The sequence below is a fragment of the Peribacillus sp. P4_C12 genome, assembly GCF_056402095.1.
On record NZ_JBFUIB010000022.1, the window covers coordinates 14979 to 35362 of the forward strand.

The following is a 20384-nucleotide window of genomic DNA, read 5'->3' on the forward strand; positions in this document are numbered from 1 at the left end:
CGGATAACACTCCATGATATTGGTTATCTTATTATTTGTGGAGGTGATATTAATGGCTAACAACAATAAATCACAAGCAGGTACAAACGCACAACAAGTGAGACAACAAAATGCGCAATCTCAGCAAGGTCAAGGTCAAGGCCAATACGGTACTGAGTTTGCAAGTGAAACAAACGTTCAACAAGTGAAACAACAAAATGCGCAATCTCAGCAAAATAAAGGCCAAGCTCAAGGTCAATTCGGTACTGAGTTTGCAAGTGAAACAAATGTTCAAGAAGTGAAAAAACAAAACCAAAAATCTCAAAGCAATAAAAGCCAAGGCTAATTGCTGATACGAAAAGGCATCCTTCTTTTGAAGGGTGTCTTTTTATTTTTTTCCCTTCTTTTGTATTCGACAAATGTTTCTTTACGTTTACATTTTATGTCAAAGGAGATATCAGATAAAAATAGAATATACATACTATAGAAAAAATACAGATTAGGATGGTGCAATCATGGAGCAATTTAATCAGCTTATAAACAATCAGTTGAAAACGATGGAAAAGCTTTTACTTTTACAATCTGAAATCGAAAGATGCCAAGATATAGAGAAGCAACTCCTTGATCTGCAAGAGGAGAGTGAAGCAGTTACCATTCAGGAAGAGATTCAACTTAAGAAGCAAGAATTGAAATGTATCCATGATATGTTCGAGAGGCAAACAGAAGAGGTCATTCGTTATTTTCAGCAAGGACAGGCTGCAGTACAATAAATAATTGGCTAATTTCTTAGTAGAAATGAGTGGAAGGTCAGATTTTTTTGGCTTTTTTTCACATTTTTACTGGGGGATTAGCCACTTTTGTTTTAAATTTATGAATAAATCGCTATAATATAGGAATATAGGGTAAATGGAAAAAAGTATATATATTAAATACACACAACTGCAAACGGAATAGGGCACAGTACGCTGAAAGGGTGTCTATAGAAAGTAGGGAGAGATAAATGGGGATTGTTCCTGCCGAAGGAGGAAAAATCCAAATTCATAGCTATAAACATAATGGACATATCCATCGTATCTGGGAAGAGACAACCGTTTTAAAAGGAACCCAAAATCTGGTGATAGCGGCAAATGACCGTACTATGGTGACGGAATCAGATGGAAGGACATGGATTACAAGAGAGCCGGCGATTTGCTATTTTCATTCAAAGTATTGGTTTAATGTTATTGGTATGTTGAGAGAGGACGGGGTTTATTATTATTGCAACATCAGTTCTCCGTTCACATACGATCCAGGAGCATTGAAATACATTGATTATGACCTGGACATCAAAGTATTCCCAGATATGACGTTTAATTTGCTGGATGAGGATGAATATGAAAGGCATAGGAAAGAGATGAATTATCCTGATGCTATCGATCAAATATTAAAACAGAACGTAGATTATTTAATTTATATGATACGCCAGCGAAAAGGACCATTCTCCGCAGAATTTATTGATAGTTGGTATGAACGCTTTTTAACTTATCGATAATAGTAAAAAGGCCTGCTGCTTATCTAGCAGGCTTTTTTTCTATTGTGTATCCCCCAGTACTCTAACAAATCATTGCGACAGATTATACATGTTATTCATCTTATTTTTCTAGAAGTAAGCCCTATTCCTTTAACTGTTGCGGTTTTAAAGTTAAACTTACGAGATGCTGAAATGATTCCCGTTTATAGAAAGCCCCTGAATAATATGTTGTTGAAAAGAATATTTTGGAACTATTCATAAAATATTTGGAAGAGAACGTGAATATGTGAAAGACTAATGATAGCTTAATTTTCTAAAAGGAAAATAAAACTGAAAGTGTATCTTCTGGAATCTTTAACTCGATATTATACAGTATAAACTAATACTAGAGCATTACTATCTTAAATCTTCTTCAAAATTTTTTGGAGAAATGGAGGAATCCCGTGGAGAGCATTAAGAGATATTTACAATTTGTTAAGCCGTATAAATGGCAGATTATCGGGACGGTATTGATTGGCCTGTTAAAATTCGCGATTCCACTGTTGATTCCCTTGCTTAGTAAATATATTGTGGATGACATCATCAATAGTGATCTGTCTACTGATATGAAATCCGAACGCCTTTTATGGGCTATGGGAATCATGCTTTTTATCTTTGTAGCGGTAAGGCCACCCATCGAGTATTACCGGCAGTATTTTGCTCAATGGACAGGAACAAAAATCTTATATGATATCCGTAATGATTTATTTACCCATGTACAAAAACTAAGCTTTAAATATTATTCCAACACAAGAGTGGGCGAGGTCATCTCAAGGATGATCACGGATGTGGAACAAACTAAGAACTTTGTTATCACCGGTTTGATGAATCTCTGGCTAGATATCGCTACAATTATTATTGTGATAGTGGTTATGTTCACGATGGACGTAAAGCTAACTATTGTATCCATCATTATGCTGCCATTTTATGCTTTTTCAATCAAACACTTTTTTGGAAAGCTCAGAACCTATACAAGGGTTAGGTCTCAAGCGTTGGCGGATGTGCAGAGTCATCTTCATGAACGTGTTTCAGGCATGTCGGTTATTAAAAGCTTTGCGATTGAAGATCGTGAGCAGGAACTGTTTGCGAAGCAGAATAAAAATTTCCTGGATAAGGCACTGAAACATACGAGTTGGAATGCTAAGTCATTTGCTGTCGTCAATACAATTACAGATATTGCCCCCTTACTAGTAATTGGCTTTGCGGGATATCAAGTCATTAATGATCAGTTGACGCTTGGTACTATGGTAGCTTTCGTCGGTTTCATAGACAGGCTTTATAATCCACTTAGACGATTAGTTAACTCTTCGACGACAATGACACAAACATTGGCGTCTATGGACCGGGTTTTTGAATTTGTGGATGAGAAATATGATATAGATGATGAACCTGGTTCAAAAGAGCTGAAGCAGGTAGACGGCCGAATTACGTTTCAGGATGTGTCATTTGCTTATGATGAGAAAGAGGCACCTGTTTTAAAACATATCAACCTGGATGTGAAACCGGGTGAAACCATTGCACTTGTTGGAATGAGTGGCGGAGGGAAATCCTCAATCGTTAGTTTAATTTCACGTTTCTATGATGTAACAGAGGGAAGCGTATTACTAGATGGAACGGATATCCGGAAATATCAAGTCCGCAGCCTAAGAGATAAAATCGGAATGGTGCTACAGGATAATATCTTATTTAGTGAATCGGTTAAGGCAAATATCCTAATGGGACGGCCTGAGGCAAGTGATGAAGAAGTATTTGCAGCAGCAAAAGCAGCAAATGCTCATGACTTCATTACGTCTTTAAAAGACGGTTACGAAACTAAAGTGGGTGAGCGGGGCGTGAAATTATCCGGGGGCCAAAAGCAACGGGTTGCCATTGCGAGGGTATTTTTGAAAAACCCGCCAATCCTTGTTCTGGATGAAGCAACATCCGCCTTGGATTTAGAGAGTGAACATTATATCCAAGAAGCGCTTGATATATTGGCGAAAAAACGGACCACGATCATTGTAGCACACCGCTTATCAACCATTACCCATGCCGATCGGATTGTTCATATTGATAATGGGGAAATTACCGAAATCGGAACACATGAGGAACTCATGAAAAAACAAGCGCATTACTATAACCTATTTCAAGTTCAACAATTGGATGCTTAAGTAAAATAGCATATAGGAAATCCTTGTATATATTACGGATTTACTACAGAAGGAATTTCAAATAAAAGAGCAGATCATTTCGCAGTAGTGCAATGGTCTCTTTTTTATTTGAAAACTATCACAATAAGTGTAATGCTCCCAAATTGTTAAAGTTGTTCATGATGTAATTTGCATACTAAAAGAGCATCGAAAAACGATGCTCTTTATTGTTGAATTTTCAGCTGTTTTAAATGTGAAAAGTAAAACAAAAAAAGTAATTTAGCCTGCAATACTTCCAGTTAAAAGAACCTGCTATATTCATTAGGATACTCTTTTTTCGTGCGAAGTCCTTTTACTATTAGGAAGAAATCTAGTGAGGTGCTTCATCCCCTCAGGTAAGGCAATTCCGATAATAATCAAGAACATTCCGAACCACTGCAGGGATGTAACTTGTTCATCTAGGAAGATAACCGAAACGACCATCGCGGATGGCAATTCTGCCGCACAAAGAATCGCGCCAAGCCCGACACCAACTTTCGGCATACTGACAGCAAAGAAAAAGAAAGGAACAAGGACACCCAACGTGCCAAGTAGTAGACCATAATACCATAGGTTTGTTTGAACCAGATTTGTTACAAGTGTGATAGGGTTAGTAGTGAATACAGCAGTCAGCATCGCCCCTGTTGCAATGAAAAACAACCGCTTCATGGAAGACTCTCCAACGGCGAACTGAGAGTTACAATACATATAAAGAGCAAAAAGTAACGCCGATAAAAGGCCGAACAATACTCCTTTAAAACTAAGTGCAGAGAGAGGCTGGCCAAAAATTGCTCCTGCTAATAACGTACCGATAAATAGAACGAAAATGGCAATGAGTTTATTTTTATCCGGACGTCTTTTATTTAGAAAGCTTTCGATTAGGACGCCGATCCAGGTAAACTGAAATAAAAATACCACGGCTATCGAAGCTGGAAGCTCTGATACTGAGACGGCATATGCCTTCCCGACAAAAGTGGACATCATCCCTGTGAATAAAAGTAATCCGGCACTTTTCCATGAAACTTTATATTTAAACGAAAAAAGAAATAAAACAGAGACAATCAGCCAGCCGACCAGGTATTGACTTCCGACTAATTCTCCGGAAGAATGGCCATCCATGAATCCAAACTTAATCATAGTGGATAATGTACCGTATGAGATGGAGCCGATTAAAACCATTATGGAATACTTCAATAGTTGCATAATTTTTCACCCCTATAAAAATAAAAATCGCCACCTGCCTAAAGGGCAAGTGACGAACGAAAAAAGGAAATCCTTTTAAAATTCCGTCTCTCAACAAAAGCTGAGTTTAAAAATGATGGTGTTGCATTACCTTAGCTTAAAGTCTCTGTGAATAATTGTCAACCAGAAAAAAAAGTAAAGTAAACTCGTCGATGGATAAGCTAAAGGCGACAACAGACCTTTAGATTCCCTTATACTCTGAATTATAAAATAAGATCCCCACATGGTCTAACCCCAATGCGAGGATCTTATTTTATTTGCCATATTGCTGAAAATCCTCTAAAGTGCCGCGATATTCTGCATCCTTCATTTTGCGAACGGTTGGATTGTTTTCTTCAGATGAATCATCGTTTGAGTGCAGTTGACTGTGAAGATTAGAAAGCACCAAACGATAATCATCATCCTTCATTTTCAGTTCATCCCTGTCCTTTTGGACAATGATTTCGGTACTAAGGTCAATTTCTGGGGAAAAAGCGGACTCTTCTAAAGAGTGCTCTTCCTCAACGACCGGCTTCTCATCAGGGGATAACGCTTTGATATTAAAAGTAATTAAACCCGTAACCGCTAAAATGGCAACGATAATAATTAGAATTATGCCCATTGAACCAAGCCTCCTAGAGCTCGTTTATGAATGATCGGGTGACATGGGCTACCCGTTTTCCTAATGCTTCCCCAAGCTGGAAGTCCTTTGTGGTGATGCTGTCATCCACGCCGGGTGGGCAGCTGATTCCCACACCATAATAAGACCCGTATAATGCGTTTTCAGGAACAGTACCAGGTAAACCGACAATGATCATCCCCTGATGAAGCATCGGAGTAATCAAGTTCAGCATCGTAGCCTCCAGCCCGCCATGTAAGGTAGCCGTTGTACAGAATACAGCCCCGACTTTATTGATTAGTTTACCTTCCGCCCATAGATAGCCTAGTTTATCAATCCAGGTTTTCAGACTCGAACTGATGGTTCCGAAATGTCCGGGACAGCCCCAAATGATGGCGTCCATTTCTGGAAGCTTATATACATCCGCCTCGTTTACATGATCAATTAGAACTTCAGCTCCAGGAACCATAGCGGCTCCATGAGCGATTGCTTCGGCAAGTGCCTTCGTGTGGTTGCCTTCACTGTCGTATATAACATAGATCTTCATTCTTATCCCCCTATTTGGTTAAACTGATTTTTTTACTGGTGAAGGCAATAAAGGTACATCGATTTTCTCTTGTTTAGTTTGTTTAAATGTTTTGTCCTTCCGTACGTCACGCAAAAACAGTGAGAGAACAATGCCGACAACTGCAAAGCCTGTTGCCCAAAAGAAAGCATCATTGATTCCCATTACGTTTGCTTGACCCTGAATTTGGGTGGAAATCAGTGACATTGCGGTTTCCTGTGCCTGTTCGCTAGTTTGATTCATGGAACTCATGATGGATTGAACCATTGATTGGAAATTTTGCACAAAACCAGGATCACTAACACTCATATCCGTTCCTAAAGTGATGCCATGGAAAGTAGCACGAGTTGTATAAATGGTCGTAACAAAGCTTGTTCCGATGGCCCCGGTTACTTGTTTCACCGTATTGCTCATCGCAGTACCATGTGTATTCAGATGCTTTGGAAGCTGATTCATCCCAGCTGTCATAATTGTCATCATCAGTAAAGACATTCCAAGAGAACGAATGGCATAGAAGATAACCAAAGTCGAATAGGTCGTTTCTGTAGTCAGGTTTGCGAATTCAAAGGTTGTGATTGCTGTAATAATCAAACCAACAAGTGCTAATGGACGAGGTCCGACTTTGTCAAATAAAGCTCCCGAAACAGGAGACATCACCATCATCACAAGTGCTCCCGGTAACATCAATAAACCAGATTGAACAGGTGTGAATCCCCTTAGCGTTTGTAAATAAATCGGCAACAAGAAAATACCGGTAAACATCGCCACCGTCACGATAGCTGAAATAATATTTGATAAAACGAACATATCGTACTTAAACACACGGAAATCGAGCATCGGTGTATCCGATTGTAGCTGCTGAACTACAAATAGGGTAAGAAGGATAAGCCCAACGATGATGGTTCCTAGAACGATAGCGTCTAACCAGCCTTTTGAACCTGCTTCACTGACACCGTATAGTAGGGAGGCTACACCTATCAGAGATAAGGATGCACCTAATATATCCAATTTGATTTTCTTAGGTTCTGCCACATTGCGCATATTTAAAAAGGCTAGTGTCATGATGATTATGCCAAACGGCACCATTGCATAGAACATGACTCTCCAGCTATATTCCTGTATGACCCAACCAGATAAAGTTGGACCGATGGCAGGGGCAAACATGATAGCGAGCCCGAAGATTCCCATTCCTTTCCCACGCATTTCTGGAGGGAAGATAAAAAGGATGATCGTCATGACTAATGGCTGTAATATCCCGCCACCAGCTGCCTGAATTAACCGGCCGGTAAGAATAACAGGGAAATTTGGTGCAATACCACAGATAAGAGTTCCGACTGTGAATAAAAACATGGCAGCGAGGAATAAGACGCGCGTGCCAAAACGCTCAATTAAAAAAGCAGACAAAGGAATCAATGCCCCATTGACGAGCATGAAACCAGTGGATAACCATTGAATCGTAGTTGCTGCGACATTAAATTCAGCCATCATTCTCGGCATCGCGACACTTAGCAAGGTTTGATTCAAGATGACCATGAACAAGCCAAGCATTAAGATAATTAACATGGGAGCATATTGTTTCATTCCTTTGTTTTCATTTACTGAGATTGTTTGAGGAGCCATTTAAGCCAACCTCCTTTCTGTAAACCTGAGTTGGCAAGATTATTTTGTTGATATCTTCACTTCGGCGTTCATGCCTGGTAATACTTTATCGGAAGGTGCCTTAATGGAAATTGTAACTGGAACCTTTTGAGTGACTTTTGTATAGTTTCCGCTACTATTTTGGTTACCCATCACTGAAAAGACTGATGTGGTTGCGTAACCGATTTGTTCTAATGTACCCTCGAAAACCGTATCGGGATCTCCATCGATGATAATATCGACGCTATCACCCTTTTCAATGTTTTTCAGTTTATTTTCTTCAATATTAGCTGTTATCGATAGTTCTTCCATATTAATGGTCTGTGCAAGAGTTTGACCTGCTTGGACAAGTTGATCCTCTAATACCTGTGTTTTAACAACTGTACCTGGAGCTGAAGTTTTTACAGTTTGGTCACCTTCTACCGTTGCTACTTTAGCCACTTTATTGTCTTTACTGACAATGTCGCCTTCTTTTAGGTCCCAATCTGTTAGTTTTCCAGAAGCAGGAGCTACGATCGTATATAAATCTCCTGTAACTTTTGCTTCATCTGTTTTGATGAAATTCGTGCTTTCATAATAGTAAAAAGCCCCTCCGCCTACAACTGCCAAAATAACCACTAATCCAATGACATTGATTAAAATTAAACGTCCTTTATTCACGTGTTCTTCGCCTCCAAGAATTTTTGATAGTGAATCAATTGAATTGCTCTAAAAAATTGCCACACGATTTGTTGCAGATCCTTCTATAAAAAACTGACGTGACCTAATTAACACCTGCCTTCTATGTTTATAGCATATTGATTAAGTTTAATAAATATTAATTTTTATAAGTATTAATATTATTAAATAAAAAGTTTACCAGTTTACTTATTTTTTGTCATGTAATATATTCGGAGTTACTGATGGTAAATAAACCCTAATGGGAAAATCGAGGGGAAGAGCTGCGGCTTTAAGGATAAAGATGAGTAGATTTGACAATACTTTATCATTTATTTAAATTTAAGGTAGGATTGTCCTATATAAGGAGTGAGAAGGCTGGATTTTAAATGGGAAGTAACCAATAGTGTAGAAATGCAGATTTTTCGAATCAGGAAGAAACTTCGGAATATCGTTGTCAAAAATCTTCAGCCTTATGGATTGACGTCGCCTCAATTTTTCATATTGATGATATTAAAGCGAGAAGGGTCAATTAAATCAACTCAACTGGCTGACTTTTTGACGGTGAAGCCGAGTGCGATTACTGTTTTTGTAGATAAATTGGTCGAAATGGATTATGTGAAACGGCAGCCTTCAGAAAAGGACCGCAGAGTCATTAACCTTGAATTAAAAAAGGGCGGGGAAGAAATTTTGGGTAAAGTCCTTGCGGAGCATAACCAATTAATGGGTAAGAACTTTAACACATTCTCAGAGGATGAGATGCAGGATTTATTAATGAAATTGGATAGGCTTGAAAAGGCAGCAGATCAACACCTTTTGGAAGATTGAATAGAAGTACAATAAATAGAAAAATGAAAAAAGACGGTTCCGAGGAACCGTCTTTTTTATTAATCTTCTTCATATTGGACAGAGATTTCATTGTCATCCTTATGGAAGGACTGGAAGCTGACAATTAGCTTTTCAAGATGCTCCAATTGTTCGTCATACTCTATGACGGCTGAAATCAACGGTACAAGGCGGGCAGAAAGATGGCCCAAGTTATCATGCATTTCGTCCACTTGATTTTGCTGTTCAAAAAAGTGGGCAAGAAGCTCTTTACGACTTAAGCAATCCTGATCCCAATCTTCAATTTCCTCAATCGCTTTAATTTTTTCGATATGCAGTAATATCAGCTGTTCATGCTTACGAATTAGGGAATCAAGCTGCTGTAAGATACTCCGTTGGAAATCTTCAGGCATTTGATAAAGTTCATTCTCGAATTTATGAATTCTCTTCAAAGTTTCAAACGCCTTTTTTGTGGTGATAATCATTTGCCGATATACAACTAGCTTCCTGGCTTTAGCAACACTGTTCTTTTTGAAATATTCACGTTCCTCTTTGTACATGGAATAGATATGTTCTAGATCAAGTAACTCTTCTTTTAACCTGCTGATGTCTTTTTTCAATAATGTGTGTTCAGTAGCATGTCTTGTGCTAATTCGAATCCATTTTAAAATATCTTCCGTCACATCTGTTATGCGTGTATAAAGCTTTGCTTCATACTTAGGTGGGAGAAAAACAAGATTGACGATAAAAGAAGAGACAATCCCCAGTAAAACAGATGAGAGACGAATAAAGGCAAAGTTTAAAAATTCACCTTGCTGACTTTCCATAATGGCAATAACCGTCACGATAGAAAGTACAATTGTTTTATCCATTTTTAATTTTAAATTGATGGTTATGACGACCATCACGGCTAGGCCGATTATAAAAATGTCATTTCCGAATATCAATACGAAGGAAACAGCTACCAACGCCCCGATTATATTTCCTTGTACTTGTTCCAATACCGTTTGATAAGAACGATAAATGGTCGGCTGTATTGCAAAAATTGCAGCAATCCCAGAAAGAACAGGAGCAGGAAGATTAAGTAGTTCCGAAAGATAAAGAGCTAAAACAATCGCAATTCCTGTTTTGAGAATGCGGGCACCAAACTTCATATATAGGTTAATCCTTTCTTTGTGATGTAATAGGTTTTTATAACAAAGACTCTACTTATATATAGACAATTGCTTAAAGTTGTATTCTAACTTATTTGTTAGTACTTTACACTAAAATAAGAGGAAGTAAACAAAAAGTAATATACAGGAATTCCCTAAAAGTTACAATAGGTAATTTTAAGTCTAATGTATAAAGAAAATAGAGGCATTTTATCATACGTGCAATTACCTCAAATGTCTTTCTCTTCAGGCAGTGTAAATAGAAGTATACGATTGGAAAAAGCTGATGCTCAAGATAAAGAGCATCAGCTTTTTCGATAATATTAAGACTTAAGCTGCCAAGTATCTTTCAAGTGAGAACTCTTTATTACTCAGTGGATACAGCTGGATCTGCTTGTTCTTTAACGGGAACAACTTGAAGGAAATGTTTACTAGGGTGTTGAAGCAAAGTCTCTAAAGAAGTTGCTTCTTCTGTTTGGCCTTGATTTTTTAACAGAGACACGTATTTTCCAAGAAGTTCAGTCACGTCTTGAAGACCTTTTTTAGAAAGCGCCTCAATTGAAATTTTCGCTCCTTTTGCAACCCGCTTTTGAATAACTTCTTTCGTTAATCCAGCTTCAGGTTGTTGACGTAAATAAACGACACCGCCGGTCATCCCTGCACAGATCCATGGACCTGGATCACCTAGAACCAATCCTCTTCCATTTGTCATATATTCAAAAGCAAATCCCTTAATATTGGAAGTTACCGCAATATTTCCAGTTTCCTTTGCTGGAATGGGTTGCTTCAGTAGTCCGCCAATAATCATATCTGCTCCGGAAAGCCGGATTCCTGCCCTGGCATCGGCATCGCCTTGGGCAATAAGGAGACCGTGCTGTGCGCCATATCCGAAGCCTTTACCGACTGATCCATTATAAAACTTTCCATCTTTCCCAGGAGATTTAAAAATGGCGATATTTCCACCAATCGATGTTTTACCAATTCCATCCTGGGCGCCGCCATTTACGCTAATCGAGATGCCTTCGGTATTGTATGCCCCAAGTCCATTACCTGGAATCGAGCCATCCTGATAGGATAGGTGAACAGGAGKAAGTTTTTTGTATGATCCATCCAGTCTGCCTCGGACCCGGTGGCAGGATACCCGGCTACCGAGTACACGCTGCTCAGATGTGATCGAGCTATAGCTGCGGGATTGCTGCAGTTCTTCCACATGTGAATCCAGGTATTCTGCACCTACAGCAACCTGCATGGAACCCTCGTTCAAATAAGTCGCTTTTTCTTTATTAGAGAATGGCGTTATATCCAGGTTTTTTAATAAATATGTTAAATCCAGTGTTTGTTGACCTCTAACTTGCTGAAGCAAATCAGAGCGACCAACAATATCTTGAAGATTCTTCACACCAAGAGATCCGGTCAGTGCTTTAAGTTCTTTGGCAAACGCAGTGAACATATTCGTTAATCCTTGAACCGCTAAATCAAATTTTCGAGGAACAAAGCGGCGTAGCCCATGTTCTTTTGCTTGGGCTTCCGATTCGATTTGAGTGGCGATTCCAACATGGCATGTATCAAGGTGACAGCCACGGCACGTTGTACAGCCAACTGCAATCATCGAAAGGGTTCCAAAGCCGACACGGTTTGCCCCAAGCAACATCAATTTTAATATATCCATCGAGCTTTTTAACCCGCCATCAGCCCAAATTTCAATGTTTTGACGAATCCCGGATTCAAGGAGCGCGTTATGGGCCGCCTTCACACCTATCTCAACTGGAAGACCAACATGTTCGAGAGCATGAATCCGAGCTGCACCTGTTCCGCCATCAAAACCAGAAAGCGTGATGATATCGGCGCCAGCTTTGGCGACACCGACTGCAATCGTACCAATGTTTGGAACAACTGGTACCTTAACGGCGACTTTGGCTTTGTCGTTTGCCGTTTTTAACTCATGAATCATTTGCGCCAAATCTTCAATAGAGTAAATATCATGGTTATTGGAAGGGGAGATTAAGTCAGAACCAATGGTTGCATTCCGGGCTTCCGCAATTTTCGCGGTAACCTTCGAGCCGGGAAGATGTCCGCCCTCACCAGGTTTTGCCCCCTGCCCAATTTTAATTTCTAATAGATTAGAAGAGTTTAAGAGCTCTGCGTTGACACCGAAACGGCCGGAAGCAATCTGCTGTCCGCGGGATTTCGGGTACTTGCCCAGCATATCCTTAATTTCTCCACCTTCACCATTCATACTAATCATTCCTAACCGTTCGGCAGCCTCTGCGTATGCCCGGAAAGCTATCTCATTTTGTGATCCAAAGGACATAGAGGCAATGACAAATGGTAGCTCCTGTTCGCCGATAGAAAGACTTACTTCTTCGGAAGGGACAGATGAATCGGAAGCTTTTAAGGATGTTAAATGACGAATCGTTGTCGGATTGGACTCTTCTTGTTCAGTAATTTTTTCGCGATAAGCGTCATAGTCCCCGGTTGAAGCAACTTCTCCAATCGATTTCCAAATCCTTGGGAATAAATGAAAGGTTTTACCCATCCGTTCTTTTTCATTATCGTAATCTACCGCACGCTGTATGGCGTCGGCTTTTATTTTGTCAAAGTTATAGTCTAAATCATTTGAACCAAAGAAGTTAGCGATATTTAAATAATTGGCAATTTCTTCATGCAAGCCGATGCTTGAGAACAGTCGTCCATAGCCGCGTAGTTCATGAATGCCGATGGTGGAGATAACTTTCTCGAGTCCTTTTGTCAATGAGTTATATAGATTGGTAACACCCTTAAGATCATCAGAAGATAAGGATAGGAACATGAAATACGGACTGATTAAGTTGGCTCCAAGTCCATAAGAAACAATGATATCATGCAGGGATCTTAGTGATGCAGAACGTAAAAGAATGGAACAATCCCTACGTTTACCTGTATTGACTAATGCTTGATCGACTGCTGAAGTGACAAGGTGTGGATCAAGCCAAAGATTTCCGTTTTGATGGGCGAGGGCATCATCCAAAACGAGCAAAGTTTTTCCTTCATCGATTGCGTTAGCCGCTTCATCGGTAATTCTGGTTAATGCATCCGGAATACTTTCATCCTCTGTAAAAGTGCTTGAAATAAAATGTACTAGTTTTTGATCTTGATTATATTTAACGAATTGATCGTAGCTAGGCTGCGAAACAATAGAAGAGCATTCATAACCTGTTAATCCTTCAATTAGTAAAGGAGTTAGAAGCTCCGTAACTTTTCCCGCCTTTTTTGCTTCAAATAAAGAAGGTCGTTTCCCAATGATGGTTCTTGTTGAGAAGTGCTCGGTTTCCCGATCCCGGTCGATCGCTGGGTTGGTTACAACGGCGACACTTTCCTTAATGAAATCTGCAATATTTGTCCGCTGAGGATTGAGGGCGGCCAGTGGTGCATCGTGACCTAGTGAACGAATAGGTTCAGCTCCTTTTTCGGCCATCTGTTCGACTAATTGAACATGCTCTCTTTCCCAGCCAAAGGCTTTATATTGGCCGTTATGAATGGCTTGTGTGTTTGTCATGGAGACCACTTTTTCAAAAAACTGTGGCTGTAAGCGAACTAGATCATTGTAAAGAACAAAACGATTATTGAAACGTTCAAACACCTTATCCTGGAAATCTTTGTAGTTATACAATTCAATAGAATCACCGTTCCATTTCAAGCCGACTTTTTCCCCTGGACCCAATGGTTTTGGATCTCCTGTATATTCATTAGAAGAAATGATACCTGGTTCAGAAGTGAACATATAGGATGTTTCCGTTTCAATATTCCAAAGTGGACGCAAGCCTAAAGAGTCGACAGAGAAAACTGCTTCGTCGCCAAAACGGGAGATAATTCCAGCAGGACCTTGTGCAAAATGTCCCCATGCTTCTCGTAAATACGTATATAAGTTTTGTAAGTGTTCAGGATATTCCTTGATTTCATTAATAATTGGAGGGAAAACAAGATCGATTGCTTCAAACAAAGAGTAGCCATGACGACAGATAAATGTTTCAATTGTTTTGTTTAAATCCTGGGAGTCACTCCCGTCTTTTGCAATCGGAACCCCAATCATTTTTGCTTCATCACGCAATTTGGCAATAGTATTGATTTCGCCGTTATGTCCAAGCACACTGAAGGGCTGGACCCTGAAAAAGCTTGATAGAGTATTAGTTGAAAAACGATTGTGTCCTAGGGTCATAGTGGAAGCGGCTAAAGGATCAGCAAGATCATGGTAATAGGCAGGAAGCGTATCTCCGGCCCCCATTACTTTGTAGACCGCATGATACTGGCTTAGAGAAGCAACATGGATAAAATCACTTTTTTCGATGTCGGAAGTTAGTTCAAAAAGAGCATTGGAAAGCTCCTGGTGGTTTTCGATTGTGGATGAACAGGCAAATTGCCAGAACACTGGGTCTTCTTGAATGGCAATCGGCCCTAATGCTTCAGAACGGTATGCTTTATCTGTTTCGAAGATCAAGGAAAGCCCGTGTTGAAGGAGTTTCTCTTTGATTTCGATTTTCAAATCATTTGCTTCTGTTTTATTGCTTAAAAATAAGTGGCCGACTATGAAGGCATCTTGATCGACGATGCTGGAATCGATATTTTCCGCTTCAAGCTTCTTTTTCCAGAGAGCCCTAGGAATATCAATATGAATACCGGCGCCATCTCCTTCACCATTAATAAAGCCGCAGCGATGGTTCATTTTAACCAAAGCGTCGATACAGGCAAAGATATTTTCGTTGGTTGGGATTTTCTTTTTTTCAATGCAGGAAACAATTCCGCAGGCATCATGTTCTTCTCTGTAAAATTCTTTGAATGAAGCAGGTGTCCATTGTTGAGTCATATGTTTGGCGTGAATAAGGTTTTCCCTTATTTTCTGCCTTTCACCTCCTGTAGCATTTGATTTAACGAGGATAATATTAGTAAACTTAGACAAACGTTTAAGTTATTAATTGATTGAAAGAAATTGTATATAAATGTATTGATATCATATCATTTAAATATTCAGAAATCAATTTTTTATACAATAGATTGGATGAGAGGATGAGTGTCAATTTTATGAAAAAATGCTTTAAAGGCCAATTTCAATGATTTATTTAAAGGAAATAAGAAACCTCCAAGAATGATGTGCATCTTGGAGGTGTATAAAAATTGCATAATTATGCTTTTTTATTTCTTATATTAGGTTTTTGAATGCATGTTCAACCGCTTTTAGAGTATAAGCGATATCATCATCTGTGTGAGCTATTGTCAAGAACCAAGCTTCATATTTTGACGGTGCCAAATTGATGCCTTGGTGAAGCATAAGCTTGAAAAACTTACCGAACATTTCGCCATCCGTGTTTTCTGCCTGCTCATAATTTTCAATTTTTTCTGTTGTGAAGTAGATGGTTAAAGCCCCTTTAAGGCGATTAGTAGTGATAGGGACATTATATTGGCGAGCTGCTTTTAGGATACCTTCTTCGAGGATTTTTCCTAAGCGATCAAGCTCGTCGTATAGACCTTCTTCTTTTAGAACTTCTAAGCATGCAATCCCAGAAAGCATGGAAGCTGGATTACCTGCCATCGTTCCTGCTTGGTAGGCAGGTCCGAGCGGTGCTACAGTTTCCATGATTTCTTTTTTACCGCCATAAGCGCCGATTGGAAGGCCTCCACCGATTATTTTTCCAAGAGCAGTCAGGTCAGGCTGAATTCCCAAAAGGTCCTGTGCTCCACCGTACATAAAACGGAAAGCGGTGATGACTTCATCAAAAATAACAAGTGAACCGGCTTCATGAGATAGAGAGATGACTTCTTCTAAGAAGCCTGGGTTTGGCTCGACGATTCCAAAGTTGCCGACAATCGGCTCGACTAGGACACCAGCAATCTCATTGCCCCATTTGTTAAGCGCTTCTTTAAATGGCTCGATATCATTGAAAGGCACCGTGATGACTTCTTGTGCAATACTTTTCGGCACACCAGCAGAGTCCGGTGTTCCAAGCGTAGACGGACCTGAACCTGCAGCTACGAGAACAAGATCGGAGTGACCATGGTAACAGCCGGCAAACTTGATGATTTTGTCGCGTCCAGTATAAGCGCGGGCCACACGGATGGTGGACATAACAGATTCAGTACCTGAATTGGTGAAGCGGACTTTATCTAGGGATGGAATCGCTTCTTTCAGCATTTTGGCGAACTTGACTTCGTGTTTAGTGGGCGTACCGTATAAAACACCTGTTTCAGCTGCTTTTGTAATCGCCTCTGTTATATGGGGGTGGGCGTGGCCAGTGATGATCGGCCCGTATGCCGCTAGATAATCGATATACTTGTTGCCATCGACGTCCCAGAAGTAAGCTCCCTTGGCATGATCCATGGCTACCGGTGAACCGCCGCCTACGGCTTTATAAGAACGAGAAGGGCTGTTGACCCCTCCGACAATATGCTCCAATGCTTCTTTATGTAAAAGCTCTGAATTACTAAAATCCAATCTAAAAACCTCCTAAAAATACAATCATAATCCCCTTAATCATAGCACTTTTCTGGCCAGAAATCTGGGGTGAAAGGCTGGGAAATAGGGTCTGGCCCCTAATAAAAACGCTGAAACCCTAGAAACAGCAGGCTTCTTCGCATTTTATTTTGTTTGGGAAATAGGGTCTGACCCCAAAACTTCAGTTATAAAGGATAGGATGTTCAGGATGGTGGTAGGGTTTTCGATGTCAAAGCTTTGGCGTTTGATTTCACCTTGGGCTTGGTAGAAGATAAGGTGGCCGGTTCCTTTTTCTTCATTAATATGCAAGTGGAAGCTTAAGGGGGTGTTTTCAATCGATCCGGAGGAATCCCTTTGGACAACTTGGCATAATATTTCATCGTATTCATCTTCGTAAAGGAAATCATATCGAAGATTGATAACGACCTTTTCGATTTGGGATAGTAATAATTGTTTAATATTCATAGCATACTTGTCTCCTTTATATATGTATCTCATGCAACGCCAAAATTTTCCCTGAAAATAGTCCTTTGCATCTAGGCATTTTTATTGTCTAAAAAGCTGAGGTTGGATAAACTAATTCATTAGGACAAGAGATTACGGAGGAAAAAATAGAATGAGTGATGCAATTCAAGTGAAACAGCTGCGGAAGGAATTTAAGTCGGTATCAAGCCGATCTGGTTTAAAAGGGGCCTTTCGCGATTTACTTACAAGAAATTATAAAATTGTTCCTGCTGTTAACGATATTAATTTTACTGTAAAAAAGGGTGAGATGGTAGCTTATATCGGGGAAAATGGTGCAGGGAAATCGACAACGATTAAAATGCTGACAGGTATTTTAGAGCCAACAGCGGGTGAAATTACTGTAAATGGCATGAATCCACATAAAGAACGGGAAAAGTTCACACAGACAATCGGGGTTGTATTTGGTCAGCGCTCCCAGCTGTGGTGGGATATCGCAGTTCAAGAATCCTTCCGGTTGCTGAAAAAAGTCTACAAAGTATCAGATGAACAATATAACGACCATATGGAACATGTGATCAAGACGCTCGATATCGGCCCTTTGCTCGACAAACCGGTGCGTAAACTTTCACTTGGCCAGCGGATGCGCTGTGAGCTTGCTGCAGCACTGATTCACAATCCACCGCTGCTGTTCTTAGATGAGCCGACGATTGGCCTTGATGTGCTCGTGAAAATGAAAATTCGCGAGTTTTTGAAAGAAATCAATAAAAAATATAACACGACAATCCTTTTGACTACCCATGACTTAGGAGACATAGAGGCTTTGTGTGAGCGCGTAATCATGCTTGATGAAGGCCAGATTATTTATGATGGGGAACTGCAGAGTTTGAAAGATAATTGGGCGGAGGAAAAACAGGTTCACTTTCAATTTATTGAGCCGGTTGAGTTACACGAATTGCAATCCTTACCGCTGCCGTTTACCGCGAACTGGGTATACGATGAAAAACATCAAACTTACATGGCTATGATGAAAGAGGAAAGTGATCATATTTCACAGCTTGTTTCTGCGGTCGTATCACATTTTAAAATTAAGGACGTCAAAATTCATGAAACCTCTATCGAAGAGATTGTTCGTAATATTTATGAAGAAGGCACGGTCTGACTCTCGTACCATTAAGAAACAACGTGTCTGACAAGAAGGGAGAGGACCATGGGGAAATATCTTGCTATGATTCGCATGCGTTTTTTGATGATGCTTGCGTATCGAACGGATTATTATACCGGTATTTTAATTTATAGCATCAATATTGGTGCTTATTATTTCTTATGGAATGCCATATATGGGGATAAAAGCTCCATCGAAGGACTTTCAAGTATGCAGATGACAACCTATGTAGCGGTTGCCTGGATGGCGCGTGCTTTTTATTTTAATAATATTGACCGTGAAATTGCAAATGAAATAAAAGACGGCAAGGTTGCCATCGAAATGATTCGACCTTATAACTATTTAGGTATGAAAACGATGCAAGGACTGGGAGAGGGAATATTCCGTTTCTTCTTCTTTTCCATTCCAGGTATGCTGCTGGTAGCTTTTATTTTTCCTATCGAATTGCCACATGAACCGGCAACGTGGGGAATATTCGGCATTTCCTTGCTATTCAGTTTCATCATCAATACACAAATTAACTTATTAACGGGAATCACTACATTTTTCTTATATAACAACGCAGGGTTAATCCGGGCAAAAAGGGTCATCATTGATTTATTTTCCGGGCTGTTGCTACCAATCAGTTTTTACCCAATATGGGCGCAAGAAGTAATGAAGTATTTGCCTTTTCAAGGAATCAGCTATGTACCAAGCATGATTTTCACTAACGGTTATAGCTCAGGCGACATCGGCATGGCCCTTTTACAGCAATTGATTTGGGTCATCATTCTCATAATACCAATTCAGCTTTTATGGATAGTCGCAAAAAAACAGCTGATTATTCAAGGGGGTTGATGAGATGTTCTATGTATCGATGTTTTTTCAATATGTAAGCCAATATATGAAAACGAGATTGCAGTACCGTGCCGATTTTTTCATGGAAATTCTATCTGACCTATTGAATCAGGTCGTGAATCTGGTATTTATCTTAGTTGTTTTCGGACATACGCAATTTTTAAGCGGTTGGAGTCGTGAAGAAATTATTTTTATATACGGATTCTTCCTTATACCATTCGCTCTTTTTTCTTCATTTTTTAATATCTGGGATTTCAATGATCGCTATATCGTTAAAGGTGAGATGGACCGAATATTAACTAGGCCGATCCACAGCCTTTTTCAAGTCATTTTGGAAAGAATTGAGCTTGAATCATTATTTGGTGTTGTGACCGGCTTGATCATTATTTTCTATTCAGGTGCTTCATTGAATCTCGAACTTGCCTGGTATGATCCTATTCTCTTTGTGATTTTTGCAGTCGGCGGGGCACTTGCTTATGCGGCCATCTTTGTAGCGATTGCAAGCATTGGGTTCTGGTCGGATGCGAAAACGTCAATTATGCCCATGATGTACAATATTGGGAACTACGGCCGCTATCCGGTTGATATTTATAACAAGGTCATTCGGTTTGTCCTTACATGGGTGCTTCCATTCGCGTTTGTCGGCGTGTATCCAGCCTCTTATTTTCTTAGAAAAGAAGAGTGGTATGCTTATGCATTTGCAACACCGGTTATCGGGCTTGTCTTTTTCACTGTATCTGTTTTCATTTGGAATCAGGGAGTGAAAAGGTACCGCGGGGCCGGAAACTAAAAAGAATCCCTTCAACATTAATACTGTTGAAGGGATTTTTCTTATTTACGCTTATTCTTTCTTTCAATATATCTAGCTTGTGCTTGTACAAATTGCAGCTTTTCCTCTTCCGTTTCCGGAAATACTTGAGGAACGGGGGTGGGTTTTCCATCTTCGTCTATTGCTATCATCGTTAAAAAAGCGCGGGCTGTAAGCTGTTTTTCACCGGTTAATAGGTTCTCTCGCTCAACTTTTACAAATACCTCCATCGACGTCCGATGGGCACAGGTGACAAAGGCCTCTAGGTTAATCT

General features: G+C 39.9%; 18 protein-coding genes. 8 read left to right on the forward strand and 10 right to left on the reverse strand.

Annotation, left to right across the window (positions count from 1 at the left end; genetic code table 11):
* The first annotated feature begins 52 nt into the window (after positions 1–52).
* The 4 genes from AC1DUW_RS06800 to AC1DUW_RS06815 all read left to right on the forward strand — a co-directional run bounded on the left by AC1DUW_RS06800 (position 53) and on the right by AC1DUW_RS06815 (position 3678).
* Positions 53–325, forward strand: a complete 273-nt coding sequence (locus AC1DUW_RS06800) for a gamma-type small acid-soluble spore protein (RefSeq protein WP_053344484.1) — start codon at positions 53–55, stop codon at positions 323–325.
* A gap of 169 nt (positions 326–494) precedes the next feature.
* A complete protein-coding gene (locus tag AC1DUW_RS06805) occupies positions 495–749 on the forward strand; it encodes a YgaB family protein (RefSeq protein ID WP_053344485.1) in 255 nt (84 codons plus the stop codon).
* 230 nt (positions 750–979) lie between these two features.
* Positions 980–1510 carry a nucleoside tri-diphosphate phosphatase gene (gene ntdP, locus AC1DUW_RS06810; protein ID WP_053344486.1) on the forward strand — a complete coding sequence of 177 codons (531 nt, stop codon included), beginning with the start codon at positions 980–982 and terminating at the stop codon, positions 1508–1510.
* Positions 1511–1932: 422 nt separating this feature from the next.
* Positions 1933–3678, forward strand: a complete 1746-nt coding sequence (locus tag AC1DUW_RS06815) for an ABC transporter ATP-binding protein (RefSeq protein ID WP_053344487.1) — start codon at positions 1933–1935, stop codon at positions 3676–3678.
* Between the two features lie 300 nt (positions 3679–3978).
* Here the strand turns inward: AC1DUW_RS06815 and AC1DUW_RS06820 are convergent, their stop codons facing one another.
* The 5 genes from AC1DUW_RS06820 to AC1DUW_RS06840 form a co-directional block, all read right to left on the reverse strand.
* Complete coding sequence (locus AC1DUW_RS06820) at positions 3979–4899, reverse strand: EamA family transporter (RefSeq protein ID WP_053344488.1); 921 nt, start codon at positions 4897–4899, stop codon at positions 3979–3981.
* A gap of 292 nt (positions 4900–5191) precedes the next feature.
* The gene (locus tag AC1DUW_RS06825) at positions 5192–5539 is read right to left on the reverse strand and encodes a hypothetical protein (RefSeq protein ID WP_477642247.1); all 348 of its coding nucleotides are present in this window, start codon (positions 5537–5539) and stop codon (positions 5192–5194) included.
* A gap of 13 nt (positions 5540–5552) precedes the next feature.
* Positions 5553–6083 (reverse strand): NAD(P)H-dependent oxidoreductase, encoded by a 531-nt coding sequence (locus AC1DUW_RS06830; RefSeq protein ID WP_053344490.1) that lies wholly within the window; start codon positions 6081–6083, stop codon positions 5553–5555.
* Between the two features lie 18 nt (positions 6084–6101).
* Positions 6102–7706, reverse strand: coding sequence for a DHA2 family efflux MFS transporter permease subunit (locus AC1DUW_RS06835; RefSeq protein ID WP_477642250.1), 1605 nt, complete (start codon positions 7704–7706; stop codon positions 6102–6104).
* Between the two features lie 54 nt (positions 7707–7760).
* Complete coding sequence (locus AC1DUW_RS06840) at positions 7761–8399, reverse strand: HlyD family secretion protein (protein WP_053344492.1); 639 nt, start codon at positions 8397–8399, stop codon at positions 7761–7763.
* A 411-nt stretch (positions 8400–8810) separates the two neighbouring features.
* Between AC1DUW_RS06840 and AC1DUW_RS06845 the strand changes: the two genes are divergently transcribed.
* A complete protein-coding gene (locus AC1DUW_RS06845; protein ID WP_056522183.1) occupies positions 8811–9224 on the forward strand; it encodes a MarR family winged helix-turn-helix transcriptional regulator in 414 nt (137 codons plus the stop codon).
* 59 nt (positions 9225–9283) lie between these two features.
* Here the strand turns inward: AC1DUW_RS06845 and AC1DUW_RS06850 are convergent, their stop codons facing one another.
* From AC1DUW_RS06850 to AC1DUW_RS06865, 4 genes are all read right to left on the reverse strand, one after another.
* Positions 9284–10375, reverse strand: coding sequence for an FUSC family protein (locus AC1DUW_RS06850; RefSeq protein ID WP_053344494.1), 1092 nt, complete (start codon positions 10373–10375; stop codon positions 9284–9286).
* A 367-nt stretch (positions 10376–10742) separates the two neighbouring features.
* Positions 10743–15215 carry a glutamate synthase-related protein gene (locus AC1DUW_RS06855; RefSeq protein WP_477642248.1) on the reverse strand — a complete coding sequence of 1491 codons (4473 nt, stop codon included), beginning with the start codon at positions 15213–15215 and terminating at the stop codon, positions 10743–10745.
* A gap of 333 nt (positions 15216–15548) precedes the next feature.
* Positions 15549–16838, reverse strand: a complete 1290-nt coding sequence (locus tag AC1DUW_RS06860; RefSeq protein WP_056522175.1) for a glutamate-1-semialdehyde 2,1-aminomutase — start codon at positions 16836–16838, stop codon at positions 15549–15551.
* A 144-nt stretch (positions 16839–16982) separates the two neighbouring features.
* Positions 16983–17303, reverse strand: a complete 321-nt coding sequence (locus tag AC1DUW_RS06865; protein ID WP_252432954.1) for a hypothetical protein — start codon at positions 17301–17303, stop codon at positions 16983–16985.
* Between the two features lie 151 nt (positions 17304–17454).
* Between AC1DUW_RS06865 and AC1DUW_RS06870 the strand changes: the two genes are divergently transcribed.
* Genes AC1DUW_RS06870 through AC1DUW_RS06880 form a run of 3 tightly spaced genes read left to right on the forward strand, consistent with a single transcriptional unit; the run spans position 17455 to position 20092 of the window.
* Complete coding sequence (locus AC1DUW_RS06870) at positions 17455–18462, forward strand: ABC transporter ATP-binding protein (protein ID WP_053344498.1); 1008 nt, start codon at positions 17455–17457, stop codon at positions 18460–18462.
* Positions 18463–18510: 48 nt separating this feature from the next.
* Positions 18511–19302 carry an ABC transporter permease gene (locus AC1DUW_RS06875; RefSeq protein WP_053344499.1) on the forward strand — a complete coding sequence of 264 codons (792 nt, stop codon included), beginning with the start codon at positions 18511–18513 and terminating at the stop codon, positions 19300–19302.
* A 4-nt stretch (positions 19303–19306) separates the two neighbouring features.
* Entirely contained in the window at positions 19307–20092 is a 786-nt protein-coding gene (locus tag AC1DUW_RS06880) for an ABC transporter permease (RefSeq protein WP_053344500.1), read from the forward strand.
* Positions 20093–20133: 41 nt separating this feature from the next.
* On the opposite strand, the gene AC1DUW_RS06885 is transcribed toward AC1DUW_RS06880, so the two are convergent.
* Positions 20134–20384: acyl-CoA thioesterase (locus AC1DUW_RS06885; RefSeq protein ID WP_477642249.1), on the reverse strand; the 251-nt coding region annotated here is incomplete at its 5' end.